The following is a 15,465-nucleotide window of genomic DNA, read 5'->3' as shown; positions in this document are numbered from 1 at the left end:
TACCAACGGCATTAAATTAGTAACCTGTTATAGCGCTAAAAAATAGCTCACTTAACGCGATACAATGATCGTGTCTTTAATAAAATTGGTATTAGTATAATAAGCCATATTCTCTTTCATCCGGACTTTAACCGTCGGCTCTGGCATCTCACCAGATCTGCTTGACCTTTACTTAACCTAGGTTAAATAAAGCGCTCGCGGGCTCGTCTAAGTTATAAATAACATTAGACATACCGCCGGTGGGGAATTTCGCCCCGCCCTGAGAATGTACTTTTATAACTAAAGCGCTATAAAAGCGGGCTTATTATACCCTTTAACTTAATTACTTATCAAAGGTAAGTGAATAAACTTCTAACAAAGCTCGGTATTTAATGAGGCTTTGACTACTTTACCTTCATTTATGTCAGCGGTGATTGTACAAGTAGCGCCGTTTACTAAATTTAAGTTAGGTGGAGCATGACCAATATCGGCATCAATAATCACAGGAAATAAACACCCACCTAGTGCAACATCAAGCGCGTGACGGTAATCAAAAGAAGCATCTTGACCTTGAGTGATCACGCTGCGACCAATAATAATACCGTTTATATCGTCAAATATACCTGCTAATTTTAATGAAAGTAAAAACCGTGCAACGGTTGTTGGCGTCAGCTCTGAGTTTTCTAGGTATAAAATAAGCCCTTCGGGTGCACTGTGTTTTTTAAATTCATGTAGTGCCAAAAATGGAGAGTCGAGTAATAAGCCGACTGTATCTAAACAGCCACCAAATAAGCGACCCGACATTTCAATAGTGCGTTCATCAAAGTAATTTAAACACTGCCACTGAGTAACTTCTGTGTGTTCAAACAATGCATTTGGGTTTTGTACGTAATCAGGTCTATTTTTTTGATAATGCGATGACGGGGCTTGCTCAAATTTGCTACCTGCTTCATAACTTAGTGTTTCAAATATTTGCAGGCAATAAGGACTTTTTTCGTCAGGATGTAACTGCATAAGATTAGCACTGTGTAGTGTTGCCCATTGGCATTTTGCCGTGAGTGCGCATGCAATGGTGCTTACATCAGAGAACCCAACTAACCATTTAGGCTTTGCTTCTTTAATTGCATGAAAATCAAGTAGGGGCAGTATTTCCATTGCAAGCTCGCCACCAAATGGAGGCATAATTGCATCTATCTCATCATCTAATAAAAAACCCATTAACTGCTGAGCGTGCGCTTTAGCGTTAAGCTGTCCATGCGGTTTGCTTTGGCGTAAAAACTCTCCTTCAACAACATCATATCCTCGATGTTTTAATCCATTAATAACAATGTCTAACCGTGCATGGTACTTTTCTTTAAGGCCTGATGAAAGTGAACAAATTGCTATTTTTGATCCTACTTTTAAAGGCGCTGGGTAAAGTATATTAGGCATATATTTTCCTTTTTAGAGAATACGTTAATACCAATTACATTAAATCAGCGAGTTATTTGATGCGCTAAATGCTCATGTTTTTAGTAAATTGATATAAGTACCTACTATACCAACATAGACCATATTTATAGAATATGAATACTGTACAAACACGCCTACCATTAAAGGTTAAATTACAGACATAAAAAAACCGATGTAATTACATCGGTTTTTATTTAAAAACGTTAAAGTGAGTTATGCGTTAAAGATACTCAACTTCAATGATTTCGAACTCAACAATACCTTTTGGCGTTTGAATAGACACTGCGTCGTCCATTTGTTTACCAATTAAGCCACGTGCAATCGGTGAGTTAACAGATATTAAGTTGTTTTTAATATTTGCTTCGTCATCGCCCACAATACGGTATTTTACTTCAGCATCGGTTTCTATATTTACAATAGTTACCGTAGTGCCAAAAATAACTCTACCGGTATTTGGCATTTTAGTTACGTCGATAATTTGAACATTTGAAAGTTTAGCTTCAATTTCTTGAATACGCCCTTCACAAAAACCCTGTTGCTCACGCGCAGCGTGGTATTCAGCGTTTTCTTTTAAGTCACCATGTTCACGTGCAACCGCAATATCACTTACGATTTTAGGACGGGTAACTGTTTTTAATTCGTTAAGCTCTTTACGCAGTAAATCTGCGCCACGAACTGTCATCGGAATTGATTGCATACTTTTCTCACTTAACACCAAGGCCCTAGTTGGCCTTGGCACATTTCCTTAGTTCAATCGCAGATGTAGCTCTTGAACTGACGTCACTTTGCTGCGGTCATCTGCTTTATTAGCAGTACAGTTAGCGAATGCCGCGTTCAAGGTTGTCGTATAGTTGGTTTTATTTTGCAATGCACCACGACGTAACACCTTCGAATCTTCGATCGCTTGGCGACCTTCGGTGGTATTAACGATATAGCTGTACTCTTTATTCTTGATATAATCAAGAATATGCGGGCGGCCTTCATATACTTTGTTTACACGTCGTACTTCAATGCCAGCTTCTTCAAGAGCTTGTGCCGTGCCACCAGTTGCGTCAAGTTCAAAACCTAAGTCGGTCATGATTTTGGCTAATTCAACAATACGTGGCTTATCGCTATTACGAACAGATAATAGCGCGCGACCACCGCGTGGTAAAGTGTTGCTTGCACCTAATTGTGCTTTTGCGAATGCTTCGGCGAAAGTATCACCAACACCCATCACTTCACCTGTTGAACGCATCTCAGGACCACGGATTGGATCCACACCCTGAAACTTAGCAAATGGTAAAACAACTTCTTTAACGCTGTAGTAAGGAGGGATCACTTCTTTAGTAATACCTTGGCTTGCTAAAGACTGACCAGCCATACAACGTGCAGCTACTTTTGCAAGCGCCACACCGGTTGCTTTTGATACAAACGGTACAGTACGTGCAGCACGCGGGTTAACTTCGATTAAGTACACTTTGTCTTCTTTTACTGCAAACTGTGTATTCATCAAGCCAACAACACCAAGTTCAAGCGCCATGTCGGTTACTTGCTTGCGCATTACATCTTGCACTTCTTGTGATAAAGAATGTGCTGGTAATGAACAGGCTGAGTCACCCGAGTGAACACCCGCTTGCTCAATGTGCTCCATAATACCGCCGATAATTACTTGCTCGCCGTCACAAATTGCGTCAACGTCAACTTCAATCGCGTTATCTAAGAAACGGTCCAGTAATACAGGTGCTTCGTTTGATGCTTGTACAGCTTCGGTCATGTAGCGACGTAAATCATCTTCGTCGTATACAATTTCCATTGCACGACCACCTAGTACATACGACGGGCGTACTACTAACGGGAAGCCAATTTCAACTGATTTAAGTAAGGCTTCTTCGGTTGAAGTTACTGTTGCATTTTCTGGCTGAAGTAAGTTTAAACGCTCAACAAGTTGTTGGAAACGTTCGCGGTCTTCTGCACGGTCAATCGCATCAGGTGAAGTACCAATCACTGGTACGCCATTGGCTTCAAGCTCACGCGCTAGCTTAAGTGGTGTTTGACCACCGTACTGTACGATAACGCCTTTTGGCTTTTCAACACGTACGATTTCGAGTACGTCTTCAAGCGTAATTGGTTCAAAGTATAACCTGTCAGATGTATCGTAATCGGTAGATACCGTTTCAGGGTTACAGTTAACCATAATAGTTTCGTAACCGTCTTCGCGAAGCGCAAGCGAGGCATGTACACAACAGTAATCAAACTCAATACCTTGACCGATACGGTTTGGACCACCACCAATAACCATGATTTTATCACGATCTGTTGGGTTAGCTTCACACTCTTCATCGTAAGTTGAGTACATGTAAGCAGTGTCTGAGCTAAATTCTGCTGCACACGTATCAACACGTTTGTATACTGGCACGATGTTTAATAAATGACGTTTTTTACGAATTTCAGCTTCAGATACACCTGCAATTTCTGCTATACGCGGATCTGCAAAGCCTTTACGTTTAAGTTTACGTAGGAAGTCAGCATTTAAACCCGCCATGCCTACTTTCGCTATTTTTGCTTCGTCTTTTAAAATGTCTTCTATTTGTACTAAGAACCAGCGGTTAACTTTAGTCAGTTCGTAAACATCATCAACACTCATGCCATGGCGCATTGCATCGGCAATGTACCAAATACGCTCAGCGCCTGGCTCGCGTAGTTCACGAATGATTTTTTCTTTTGCTTTAGGATCATCAAGCGCAACTATCGGGTTAAATCCCGTTGCACCCACTTCAAGACCACGTAATGCTTTTTGCAACGACTCTTGTTGGTTACGACCAATTGCCATTACTTCGCCAACTGATTTCATTTGCGTAGTTAAACGGTCGTTTGCACCGGCAAATTTTTCAAAGTTAAAGCGAGGAATTTTTGTAACAACGTAATCGATTGAAGGCTCAAAAGACGCGGGAGTTTTGCCACCAGTAATGTCGTTTTGAAGCTCGTCAAGCGTATAACCTACTGCTAGTTTTGCTGCAATTTTAGCAATTGGGAAACCCGTTGCTTTTGATGCTAATGCAGATGAACGTGATACACGTGGGTTCATCTCAATAATAACCATACGGCCATCTTCAGGATTAATACCAAACTGCACGTTAGAACCGCCAGTTTCTACACCAATTTCACGTAATACTGCCATAGAGGCGTTACGCATAATTTGGTATTCTTTGTCGGTTAGCGTTTGCGCTGGTGCAACGGTGATTGAATCGCCAGTGTGAACACCCATAGGGTCAAAGTTTTCAATGGTACAAACAATAATACAGTTGTCGTTTTTATCACGTACAACTTCTGTTTCGTACTCTTTCCAACCAATCAGTGATTCATCAATTAGTAATTCGTTCGTTGGCGATAAATCTAAGCCTCGTTCACAAATTTCTTCAAACTCTTCTAAATTATACGCCACACCGCCGCCGGTGCCGCCCATAGTAAAAGAAGGCCTGATAATACATGGTAAACCAATGCGCGTTATGATGTCTTTGGCTTCATCCATAGAGTGAGCAATCTCAGCACGAGGACATTCAAGACCAATATTTTTCATTGCTACGTCAAAGCGTTCACGGTTTTCTGCTTTGTCGATTGCATCAGCCGTTGCACCAATTAGTTCAACACCATGTTTAGCCAATACACCGTGCTTGTCTAGTTCAAGCGCACAGTTTAATGCCGTTTGACCACCCATTGTAGGCAGTACTGCATCTGGCTTTTCTTTTTCAATAATTTTTTCTACCACTTCCCAGTGAATTGGTTCGATGTAAGTCGCATCGGCCATATCAGGGTCGGTCATGATAGTTGCAGGGTTTGAGTTAACTAATATAACTCTGTAGCCTTCTTCTCTAAGTGCTTTACACGCTTGAGCACCAGAGTAGTCAAATTCACAAGCTTGACCAATTACAATTGGGCCTGCGCCTAAGATAAGAATGCTTTTTATGTCGGTACGTTTTGGCATTATTACTCCAGTTAAATTAGTGTTTACGCGCTTGCATCAAATCGATGAAGTGGTCAAATAATGGGGCTGCATCGTGCGGACCAGGGCTTGCTTCAGGGTGACCCTGGAAGCTAAACGCAGGTTTATCTGTACGATGAATACCTTGAAGCGTTCCGTCAAATAACGATTTGTGCGTAGCACGAAGCGTACTTGGCAGGCTTGACTCTTGAGCTGCAAAACCATGGTTTTGAGCTGTGATCATAACTACATCGCGGTCTAGGTCTTTAACTGGGTGGTTAGCGCCGTGGTGGCCAAATTTCATTTTTTCTGTTTTAGCACCTGAGGCAAGGGCTAATAACTGATGACCTAAACAGATACCAAAAATAGGTGTGTCGGTTTCTAAAAAGGTTTTAATTGCATCAATAGCGTAAGTACATGGCTCAGGATCGCCAGGGCCATTAGATAGGAAGATACCATCAGGGTTTAAAGCCAGTACGTCAGCGGCAGAAGTTTGCGCTGGTACTACTGTAAGTTTACAACCACGGTCTACAAGCATACGTAAAATATTACGCTTTACACCGAAGTCGTAGGCAACAACATGAAACTTTTCATCAGCAGCATCAAGGGTTTTAAATCCTTCGCCTAATGTCCAGCTTGATTCGCGCCACTCAAAATTTTCCTTGGTTGAGACAACTTTTGCTAAATCCATACCTTTTAAGCCTGGGAAGGCTTGCGCGGCTTGTAGCGCTTTATTTTCGTCTAGCTCGTCGCCAGCAATAATACACCCGTTTTGTGCGCCTTTATCACGCAAAATTCGAGTTAACTTTCTGGTGTCGATGTCCGCAATACCTAAAATATTACGTTCTTTTAAGTAATCATCTAACGATTGCTCGTTACGAAAATTACTCGCTAGCAGTGGCAAATCACGGATCACTAGGCCTTTAGCCCAAATTTGATTCGCTTCTTCGTCTTCGCTGTTGGTACCCGTATTACCGATATGTGGGTACGTCAAAGTTACGATTTGTTCCGCGTATGATGGATCAGTCAAAATTTCTTGATAACCAGTCATAGACGTATTGAATACTACTTCACCGACTGACATGCCGTCAGCGCCGATTGCAGTACCGCGAAACACTGTGCCGTCTTCTAGGACTAACAGAGCGGATTTAGTCAAGTTAAACCTCCTAACAGTAAAAAACGGGAGTAAGCAATTGCTTAACACCCCGCCAATACCCAGAGGGATCGTCAAAACCAGATTTCTGTGAGCTTAAATTGTTTTACGCAGTCTTAAATGATGCAGATGTAAAGCATTCAACCTTCAATCATTTTTTCTTGCCTAAAACTATTTTTATTCCCACTGAAACCCCGGATTTACTAGCCACTTGGGTATAATTGGAAACACGCATTTAGTAATTTTTGGCAAATTGGCTGCATATTACATTAAGTTAGCTTTTAGGTCTAATATTATTTAGTAAATTGTTACAAACAAGTCACTGTAGGCAAAATTAGACCCAAACAGTTAAAAAAGTAACTAAACTACTTCAGATCTAGTACATCTTGCATATCATAAAGTCCTACAGGTTTATTTTTCAACCAGCTTGCAGCCCTTACAGCACCTAGAGCGAATGTCATTCTTGAACTTGCTTTATGGGTTAATTCGAGCCTTTCGCCCATTGTAGCGAAGTATGCGGTGTGTTCACCTACTATATCGCCCCCTCTTAGTACCGAATAACCAATTTCATTTTGCGATTTAGCTGTCTCCACTTGGCTGCGGTCGTATACAGCAACCTCGTCGTGGTCCCAGCCTTTAGCCTGTGCAATTGATTCGCCAATGGCTAATGCTGTGCCCGATGGCGCATCGATTTTATGACGATGATGCGCTTCAAATATTTCAATATCTAAATCGTCACCAAATTTGGTCGCTGCGGTTTGCACAAGGTTCAGTAGTACATTGACTCCTACACTGTAGTTTCGCGCAAATACAATAGGAATATGCTTAGCGGCATCGTGTAAAAGTGCCATATCGTCGCTTGTTAAGCCCGTTGTACCAATAACCATAGGAATTTTTTGTGCTACAGCGGTTTTTAAATGGTTTTTCATACCAGCGGGAAGCGTAAAGTCGATTAAAACATCTACATTATCTATTGTGGTTTCTTCGCTAAAGCTAACACTGTTATCGGCGGCGCTATTTACTTGATTTACATTAATACCTAATAACGATGAACTGCTACGAACGTATGCACCTGTAAGTTGTGTTTGCTCTTTAATTGTCGCGGCTTCTAATAAAGCTAAGCCCATTCTGCCATTAGCACCAAAAACGCCTATTCGATTTGTAGTCATTGTTTTTACCTAATTTAAATTTGGATCCGTTTTTTACTAATCTAAGTATATATCCGGTGCATTACAAATACGCGCTTAGGTATTTTTATGCAGTTGGACAAATATTAATCGCTGAAAATAGCGTTACTTTGTAGATATTATCTAAAAGTCATGCAATAGTCAGGTGACCTTTTAATTTAATAATAATAACAATACCAGTTTACTTTAGCCATCTATACATTTAAACTTCTCTTTCGCGTCGATTTGGTCTTTGGCTTGCGGGCGCTGCACTCTCCTAATTTTGTTAATGATTAACATAGTAGGTAGATTTGCTAAATTCAGCTAAAAGAGGAATTTTTGGCTGTTGTAAATTAACTGGTTTCGAGGATTATGATGCAGCCATCATTTAACAAAAACAAAGCAATACTTTCTTTACTACCCCTTTTAACCTTTGTAGCACTATTTTTGGGCTCTGGTTTATATTTACAATCGCAAGGGGTTGATTACGCTTTTTATCAACTTCCTGCTCCAGTGGCTATATTACCCGCTATTATGCTTGCGTTTATATTAAATAAAGGCACAGTAAACGAATGTGTAGAGACCTTTATTAAAGGTGCCGGACACAACAATATTATTACCATGTGTTTAATCTACTTACTTGCAGGTGCGTTTTCTGCCGTTGCCAGTGCAACCGGTGGTGTAGATGCGGTAGTAAATGCTGGCTTATCACTTATTCCACCTTCGCTATTACTTCCTGGTTTATTTTTAATTGCAGCGGTTGTATCTACTGCAATGGGTACGTCGATGGGAACAATTGGTGCTATTGGTCCTATTGCTTATGCAGTATCAATTAAAACAGGTATAGATCCAGCATTAATGGCAGGTACGATTGTATCTGGCGCTATGTTTGGCGATAACTTATCAATTATTTCCGACACCACTATTGCAGCTACGCGAACGCAGGGCTGTGAGATGAAAGATAAGTTTAAAGAGAATCTTAAAATAGCAGTACCCGCTGCAATACTAACTATTGGCTTGTTGTTTTATTTAACACCTGCTGCACAAGTAGTTGAAACCAAAGATTACGATATTTGGTTAGTACTTCCTTATGCCTTTATTTTAGTGTTAGCGGTTGCTGGCTTGAACGTATTTGTAGTATTGTTTAGCGGTATTATTTTTGCTGCATTAATGGGCTTTACAGGAAGTTATGAAGGCGCAAGCTTTGTAAAAGATATTTACAAAGGCTTTACCGATATGCAGGAAATATTTTTACTATCAATGTTTATAGGTGGCTTATCTGAATTTATTCGCATTAATGGTGGCCTTGATTATATTGCTCATAAGATTCAGGCAATTACTAAAATCATCGCAAAATGGCACCGTAAAGTGGCCGATCAATTAGGTATTGCAGCATTGGTTATGACAAGTAACATGTGTATTGCCAATAATACCGTATCTATTATTGTTGCTGGCCCTATTGCTAAAAAGCTGGCAGATGATGGTGAAATAAGCGGTAAACGCTCTGCAAGTTTGCTTGATATATTTGCTTGTGTAACGCAAGGCTCATTGCCTTATGGCGCACAAGCGCTACTGTTAGGCGCTACGTTTAAAATTAGCCCGTGGGAAGTATCAACGTCTTCTTATTACTGTTTTATTTTAGCATTTACGGCGATTACTATTATTTGTTTACGCCGTAATAAAGCGTAATAAATTGAGTCATTACATGTTGCAGCTTATTAAGTAGGCTGCAACATGTGTTAAATTAGCGATCAACAAATCAATCTCTTCTGCTATAATTGCCGCTTCCGCGTGTCACTAAAATTATAGTTATTAAACAGTTATGAAATTTAAAAAATTACTCCCTTTTATTACCCTTACTTCTCTCGCTTTATCATCGTCGGCTTTTGCTGCCAATTGGAGCAGTACAGCGCTACATATAAATAATGGCAGCCAAAAAAATCCATTCACTGAGCAAGAGTCAGACACCACTGTTTACTCGGTTCAACATGCATCGGGCTATGACTACGGCGATAACTTCTTTTTTATCGATTACAGTAAAGACGATATAGATGATGGTTACCAAGATGCTGATTTTTATGGTGAGTGGTATTCAACGGTAAGCTTATCTGCCATCACTGGTAAGCAAATTGGCTCTGGCGCATTATTAGATGTTGGCCTAACGGGCGGTATTAACGTTGCTGGTGATGCAAAAGTAATGAAGTATCTACCAGGTGTTAAATTAAGCTGGGATGTACCTGGGTTCAACTTTTTTCAAACGCTGTTCACAGCCTACATTGACGATAGTGAAGGTGTCGCAAAGGGCGGCGCACCTATTGAAACTAATAGCTGGATGCTTGATGTAGCTTTTGAATATCCTTTCACTATTGGCTCACAAAAGTTTAGCTTTAAAGGCCACGCTGAATACATCGCAGAGCGTGAAGATGAATTTGGTAACGACGTAGAAGCGTGGATACTCGCACAGCCTATTTTAGTGTGGGATATGGGTCATGCCCTTCAAATGAAAGAAAATACACTACTGCTGGGTATGGAGCTTCAATACTGGCACAACAAATTAGGTACTGAAGTGACCGAGTCGGTTCCACAAATACATGTAGAGTGGACATTTTAAACAGCCACACTGCGTTAAAATTACATATATTGGAGCTCTTTTAAGCGCTCCTTTTTTTATGCATAAAAAGTATTTAATTGAACAGCGTCTAATACTTAGCTATTGTCGTACTTCATTTAAGCCACACGCTTGCCTTACTAGGAGTATCAACATGTCATCAATCAAAGTTATTTGTTTTTCTGCATTGTTAGCTTTAACTAATAATGCTTTAGCAAGTAGTGAAGTAAATACAGAGTCTCTATCTTACGATGCACTTTTAAGTAATTACGAATACGATTTTAAAGTAAATTATTTTGCACTTGAGTCACAAAAACAATCATTAAAAATGGCCTATATTTACTTAAAGCCAACCAAATCCGACATGCCTACAGTTACGCTTATGCATGGCAAAAATTTTAATGCAGATTACTGGACTACAACTGCGCAATACCTGCAATCTTTAGGTTACGGCGTATTAATCCCTGATCAAATTGGTTTTGGCAAATCGTCTAAACCAACGGATTATCAATATTCATTTGCGGCGCTTGCTCATCATACTCACGCGTTAATAGATTCACTTAATATAAAGGAGTCGATTGTATTAGGGCACTCAATGGGCGGGATGCTAGCGAGTCGTTTTGCTTTAATGTATCCAAACACCACTAAAAAGCTAATTTTAGTAAACCCTATTGGGCTTGAAAACTACTTGCAGTATGTTGATTACAAAGATACTAACTTTTTCTATAAAAATGAATTAGCAAAAACACCTGAAGGTGTAAGAAAGTATCAACAAAAAAATTACTACGATGGTAAGTGGAATACAACATATTCAGCCTTAACTGACTTTATAACAGGGCAAATACAAGGCCCAGATAAAGAAAAAATGGCGTGGGTAAATGCTAAAACATATGACATGATTTTCACTCAGCCTGTAATAACCGAATTTAAAGATTTAACTGTGCCGGTTAAATTAATTATTGGTACACGAGACAGGACCGGTCCAGGTCGCAACTGGAAAAAAGACGATGTTGATTACGAGCTTGGTCGATACGATAAGTTAGGTAAGCATGCTGCATCACTTATCCCTAATGCTCAACTATTTGAACTGAATAATTTAGGTCATTTGCCGCAAATTGAAGATTTTGATCGTTTTAAAGACGTATTTAACAAGGCACTTAATACTAAATAACCTGAATACTAGATAATAAGTTTTTATAGTAAAAAAACAAAAACCCTGTAAGTAAACTATTTACAGGGTTTTTATTATATAAGCTAAATTACAGCTTACATTGTGGGTTTTTACCCTGCGCTTTAGCTGTACTTTGTTCGCCAAGAGCTTTGCTCATTTGCGCTTGTAAGTTTTTAATACGGTTAGTTGGCGCTGGGTGAGTTGATAAAAACTCAGGTGTTGTACCACTGCCTGCAGCACTCATATTTTGCCAAAGGGTTACTGATTCTTGTGGATTAAAGCCTGCTTCCGCCATTAAATCTAAGCCAATTTCATCAGCTTCTGACTCATGCGAACGGCTAAATGGCAAAACAACACCATACTGTGCGCCTAAGCCTAGACCCTGCATAATTTCATTACGGTATTGAATGTTACCCATTTCAAGTGCTGCACTACCTAGTTGCATACCTGTATCTAAAATAGAGCTTTGTGAAACTCGTTCATTAGAATGCTCAGCAATTACGTGCCCAACTTCGTGCCCTAGCACTGTTGCTAGTTGGTCTTGATTGGTGGCTATTTTTAATAAGCCCGTATGAACCCCAATGTAACCACCAGGTAGTGCAAAAGCGTTAGCAGATTCATCTTCAAATACAACCACTTCCCAATTTTGCGACGCGTATTCTTTTGGTAATACAGCCACTACTTTTTCAGCAATGCAATTTACATATGCATTTGTTTTTACATCTTTATTAATTGGCTGAGATGCTTTCATTTCGGCAAAGCTAGCTGTGCCCATTTCACTCATTTGTTGGTCTGAGTAAAGCGCTATTTGAGTGCGTCCTGTTGGTGACGTTTTACAACCGGCTAAAACAGCTGTCGCTAATACTGCAAGTACTAGTTTTTTCATGGTAATTCTCTTAAGTAATAAATTTTTTATTGCTTGTAGAATAGCAAACACAGTACCAATTTAAAATATTTGCTTTATTTACCTTTATATTAAAAGATGCGATGAGACGATAAACTTAGCAGGCAAACTAAGTTTATCCAAATACAATGCCCTGTTACACTATAGCCCTTGTTTTTAGTGATTGTTGAGTTTACACATGGACGCCTCAGCCTCGTCTTTTAATACCCGTATTTTATTGCCTTTATTAGCCAGTATCGTGGCGATTACTCCTTTGGCTATTGATATGTATTTGCCTGCCATGCTGGTAATTGCAAGCGATTTACAAACTAATATGCCAAATGTACAAATATCGTTGAGTATTTACTTAGCGGGTTATTCATTGGGGATGTTATTTTTTGGCCCTATTGCCGATCAAATTGGCCGCCGTAAGCTCGCACGTATTGGCTTAACCCTATTTGGCGCAAGCTCACTTGCACTCGCATTTACAACCGAAATCCATGCGTTTTGGACTCTTAGAGCAGTGCAAGCATTTACGGGAGCTGCAGCTACCGTAGTCGTACCAGGTATTATTCGCCATATTTATCAGCAAAATACAGCTAAGGGAATGTCGTATGTGTCGATGATCATGATGGTAGCACCGTTAGTAGCCCCCTCTGTTGGTTCGTTTATTTTAGGATTTTCTGTTTGGTCAACCATATTTTTGGTTCTTGCTGGATATAGCTTTTTAATATTAGCGTTTGTACAAGTGTATTTAATAGATATACCTATTCATAAAAATGAGAAAAAAGGCCTCGCTCTATTTTTTGATAGCTATAAAACAGTACTGAGTAATAAAGACGCACGTGCGGATATACTCAGTTCTATGTTTGTATCGTTTGGATTTTTTTGCTTTTTGACCTCAGTACCATTTATTTATTTAGATTTATATGAAGTGTCAGAACAGTTATTTGGTGTGTTATTTGCGTTTAATGTAATGGCGCTTATGTTTGGTAACTTTTTAAATACGCGAATTGTACCAAGGCTGGGCTCTCGAAAAATGCTCTATATTGGGCTTGTATGTGGGTTTGTATCGGGGCTTGCGCTGTTAACATTTAGCTTATTGCACTTATCACTTTATTATATTGTGGCTGCTATTGCGCCATTAATGATGAGTTTAGGTGTCACTGCAAGTAATGCTGATTCGCTAATATTGATGAAGTTTGAAAGAAACACAGGTACAGCAACGGCCGTAATTGGCACACTTCGTTTTGGTAGTGGTGCATTAGTTGGCCCGTTACTCGCCATTATGCATGCAAAAAGCGCAGTACCATTTTCAAGTTTAATGTTTAGTGCTGTGTTACTCACTATGCTCGTACAGCTAATTCACTATAAAAAAGACAAAAAAAATGCCTCAATATGAGGCATTTTATCAAAGCTAATAACCTTAAATTAATTAAGCGTCAGCAGCTTTAGAAACCATAACCATTGCAGGGCGTAATAAACGACCATTCAATGTGTAACCTTTTTGCATAACAGCAAGTACTGTATTAGGTGTTACATCGTTACTTGGTTGAATTGACATTGCTTGATGAAAATCTGGATTAAACTGCTCACCTTGTGGGTTTACAATTTCAACACCAAATTTAGAAACAGCGTCATTAAAGCTCTTAACCGTCATATCGATACCTTCAAGCAACGGCTTTAGTGTCTCATTTTCTTTATCAGAAAATTCAATAGCACGTTCAAGGTTATCAATTACAGGTAGTAATTCGTTAGCAAATTTTTCTAGTGCAAATTTATGCGCTTTTTCTACATCTTGTGCTGCACGACGACGAATATTATCTACATCTGCTGCGGCACGAACAACACCGTCTTTTTGATCAGCAATTGTTTGCTTTGCAGCTTCAAGCTCTGCATATAACATCGCAATTTCTGCTTCAGGGCTTTGTTCTTGTTCTGCATGCTGATCAGCGGCTTCTACTGCTGCTTCTACATCAGCCTGCATTTTAGAAATTTCTTCGTTTAATTCTACTTCTTGCTCAGGGTTTTGTGTCTGCTCAGACATAAAATACGTGCTCCAATTCTTTACAACTGCGGTAATTATGGGGATTGAATAAAAAGATTCAAGAGTTAGATGCCTCAATTAATTTAAATTCTTGAATTATTTCTTCAATCTGCGCTGATTTAGGACAAATGATACAAAAACGGCTTTGATATTCTTGATTTTTAAAGTACGGCACGCTTATTACAATTAATTCATCGCACTCAGTAAAAGGTAATTTTTCGCTATTAAGTACCGATACACCATTTTTAAAAGCAAGCTTATCTTCTACATAATTTAAAAACGAAACACCAATATTTAAACTTTGTTCGCAGTCTATTTGTTTGTAGAGGTAATTTTCACCAACAACAATACTATTATCTGAGCCTAATTTTTGGCTTAGTTGTCGCGTCCATTGATTAAGCGAATCATGACAATTTCGAGGCGCTGTATTTGCCATAGCTTGCATACGGTACAAACCTTCCATTAAGGTTTGTTGGCTAAATACAGTATTCAACCACGTGGCAAATTGATAACGAACAGAGTCTGACGAATCATGAGGTTTATCAATACAAATATTGTGACTCTGCCCTGCTCTGTCTATTAATAAAATAAGCCAGTCGGTAGAATCAAAATCAAGCACTTCTACTCTAAACACTTGCTGTGAACTGGCTTGAGGTAAACCAACACAACAACATACTTGATATTTTTGGCTCAAACCATGCGCTAGCTCAACGAGTTGTGACTGCTGTGGTTGCCAATAATTAGCAATATCAGCAAGCACAAAAAATTCGTCAAACCAATAATCAAACCCTTCATTTGTCGGCACTCGCCCTGCGGATGTATGAGGTGAATACAATAAGCCCACTTTTTCTAAGCGAGCCATAGCATTACGAACCGTAGCCGAACACACTGCCATGCCTTTAAGCTTGGCAATTTTTGTTGATGGAACAGGCAAGCCTTCACCATTACAGTACATGTTCATAACAGCTGAAAAAATTTGCTGATCTCGTGGGTTTAGTTTCATGGTATCTACATCTTGTTGCATGAAAGAGATATCGGGGCGTTT

Annotated in this window: 12 protein-coding genes and 1 riboswitch; of the genes, 4 read left to right on the top strand and 8 right to left on the bottom strand. The window is 39.5% G+C overall.

Annotated features, from left to right (window positions below; all coding sequences use genetic code 11):
• Positions 1–104 precede the first annotated feature (104 nt).
• Positions 105–271: riboswitch (FMN riboswitch) on the bottom strand.
• A gap of 80 nt (positions 272–351) precedes the next feature.
• The 5 genes from I6E82_RS07885 to dapB form a co-directional block, all read right to left on the bottom strand.
• Complete coding sequence (locus I6E82_RS07885) at positions 352–1,410, bottom strand: S66 family peptidase (protein ID WP_197117419.1); 1,059 nt, start codon at positions 1,408–1,410, stop codon at positions 352–354.
• A gap of 241 nt (positions 1,411–1,651) precedes the next feature.
• Complete coding sequence (gene greA, locus I6E82_RS07880) at positions 1,652–2,128, bottom strand: transcription elongation factor GreA (RefSeq protein WP_010553419.1); 477 nt, start codon at positions 2,126–2,128, stop codon at positions 1,652–1,654.
• Between the two features lie 48 nt (positions 2,129–2,176).
• Positions 2,177–5,395: a carbamoyl-phosphate synthase large subunit gene (gene carB / locus I6E82_RS07875; RefSeq protein ID WP_010553418.1), complete on the bottom strand. Its 3,219-nt coding sequence runs from the start codon at positions 5,393–5,395 to the stop codon at positions 2,177–2,179.
• Between the two features lie 16 nt (positions 5,396–5,411).
• On the bottom strand, positions 5,412–6,548 hold the full coding sequence (gene carA, locus I6E82_RS07870; RefSeq protein ID WP_007375827.1) for a glutamine-hydrolyzing carbamoyl-phosphate synthase small subunit: 1,137 nt from the start codon (positions 6,546–6,548) through the stop codon (positions 5,412–5,414).
• Between the two features lie 362 nt (positions 6,549–6,910).
• Positions 6,911–7,714, bottom strand: coding sequence for a 4-hydroxy-tetrahydrodipicolinate reductase (gene dapB, locus I6E82_RS07865; RefSeq protein ID WP_024592675.1), 804 nt, complete (start codon positions 7,712–7,714; stop codon positions 6,911–6,913).
• Between the two features lie 372 nt (positions 7,715–8,086).
• Here dapB and I6E82_RS07860 point away from each other — a divergent pair, with 372 nt between their 5' ends.
• The 3 genes from I6E82_RS07860 (at position 8,087) to I6E82_RS07850 (ending at position 11,490) form a co-directional block, all read left to right on the top strand.
• Positions 8,087–9,400, top strand: coding sequence for a Na+/H+ antiporter NhaC family protein (locus tag I6E82_RS07860; protein ID WP_024607544.1), 1,314 nt, complete (start codon positions 8,087–8,089; stop codon positions 9,398–9,400).
• Positions 9,401–9,533: 133 nt separating this feature from the next.
• A complete protein-coding gene (locus I6E82_RS07855) occupies positions 9,534–10,322 on the top strand; it encodes a nucleoside-binding protein (RefSeq protein ID WP_170070684.1) in 789 nt (262 codons plus the stop codon).
• A gap of 151 nt (positions 10,323–10,473) precedes the next feature.
• Positions 10,474–11,490, top strand: coding sequence for an alpha/beta fold hydrolase (locus I6E82_RS07850; protein WP_197117417.1), 1,017 nt, complete (start codon positions 10,474–10,476; stop codon positions 11,488–11,490).
• Positions 11,491–11,578: 88 nt separating this feature from the next.
• On the opposite strand, the gene I6E82_RS07845 is transcribed toward I6E82_RS07850, so the two are convergent.
• On the bottom strand, positions 11,579–12,376 hold the full coding sequence (locus I6E82_RS07845) for a M48 family metallopeptidase (RefSeq protein ID WP_197117415.1): 798 nt from the start codon (positions 12,374–12,376) through the stop codon (positions 11,579–11,581).
• Positions 12,377–12,572: 196 nt separating this feature from the next.
• Here I6E82_RS07845 and I6E82_RS07840 point away from each other — a divergent pair, with 196 nt between their 5' ends.
• Entirely contained in the window at positions 12,573–13,775 is a 1,203-nt protein-coding gene (locus I6E82_RS07840) for a Bcr/CflA family efflux MFS transporter (RefSeq protein ID WP_010553412.1), read from the top strand.
• A 33-nt stretch (positions 13,776–13,808) separates the two neighbouring features.
• On the opposite strand, the gene grpE is transcribed toward I6E82_RS07840, so the two are convergent.
• Together grpE and I6E82_RS07830 are read right to left on the bottom strand one after the other, a co-directional pair.
• The gene (grpE, locus tag I6E82_RS07835; protein WP_007375833.1) at positions 13,809–14,420 is read right to left on the bottom strand and encodes a nucleotide exchange factor GrpE; all 612 of its coding nucleotides are present in this window, start codon (positions 14,418–14,420) and stop codon (positions 13,809–13,811) included.
• 58 nt (positions 14,421–14,478) lie between these two features.
• On the bottom strand, positions 14,479–15,444 hold the full coding sequence (locus I6E82_RS07830) for an HrcA family transcriptional regulator (protein ID WP_024590838.1): 966 nt from the start codon (positions 15,442–15,444) through the stop codon (positions 14,479–14,481).
• Positions 15,445–15,465: the final 21 nt, after the last annotated feature.

The organism is Pseudoalteromonas sp. NZS11 (assembly GCF_015864765.1).
Classification (GTDB): domain Bacteria; phylum Pseudomonadota; class Gammaproteobacteria; order Enterobacterales; family Alteromonadaceae; genus Pseudoalteromonas; species Pseudoalteromonas arctica.
This window is presented reverse-complemented; position numbering and strand designations above follow the sequence as displayed.

What these genes read in the sequence shown, in the direction of transcription:
- I6E82_RS07885 (WP_197117419.1), bottom strand. Translation starts at nt 1,410, where the DNA reads ATGCCTAATATACTTTACCCAGCGCCTTTAAAAGTAGGATCAAAAATA.
- greA (WP_010553419.1), bottom strand. Translation starts at nt 2,128, where the DNA reads ATGCAATCAATTCCGATGACAGTTCGTGGCGCAGATTTACTGCGTAAA.
- I6E82_RS07830 (WP_024590838.1), bottom strand. Translation starts at nt 15,444, where the DNA reads ATGCAACAAGATGTAGATACCATGAAACTAAACCCACGAGATCAGCAA.
- I6E82_RS07845 (WP_197117415.1), bottom strand. Translation starts at nt 12,376, where the DNA reads ATGAAAAAACTAGTACTTGCAGTATTAGCGACAGCTGTTTTAGCCGGT.
- I6E82_RS07850 (WP_197117417.1), top strand. Translation starts at nt 10,474, where the DNA reads ATGTCATCAATCAAAGTTATTTGTTTTTCTGCATTGTTAGCTTTAACT.
- dapB (WP_024592675.1), bottom strand. Translation starts at nt 7,714, where the DNA reads ATGACTACAAATCGAATAGGCGTTTTTGGTGCTAATGGCAGAATGGGC.
- carB (WP_010553418.1), bottom strand. Translation starts at nt 5,395, where the DNA reads ATGCCAAAACGTACCGACATAAAAAGCATTCTTATCTTAGGCGCAGGC.
- grpE (WP_007375833.1), bottom strand. Translation starts at nt 14,420, where the DNA reads ATGTCTGAGCAGACACAAAACCCTGAGCAAGAAGTAGAATTAAACGAA.
- I6E82_RS07840 (WP_010553412.1), top strand. Translation starts at nt 12,573, where the DNA reads ATGGACGCCTCAGCCTCGTCTTTTAATACCCGTATTTTATTGCCTTTA.
- I6E82_RS07855 (WP_170070684.1), top strand. Translation starts at nt 9,534, where the DNA reads ATGAAATTTAAAAAATTACTCCCTTTTATTACCCTTACTTCTCTCGCT.
- I6E82_RS07860 (WP_024607544.1), top strand. Translation starts at nt 8,087, where the DNA reads ATGCAGCCATCATTTAACAAAAACAAAGCAATACTTTCTTTACTACCC.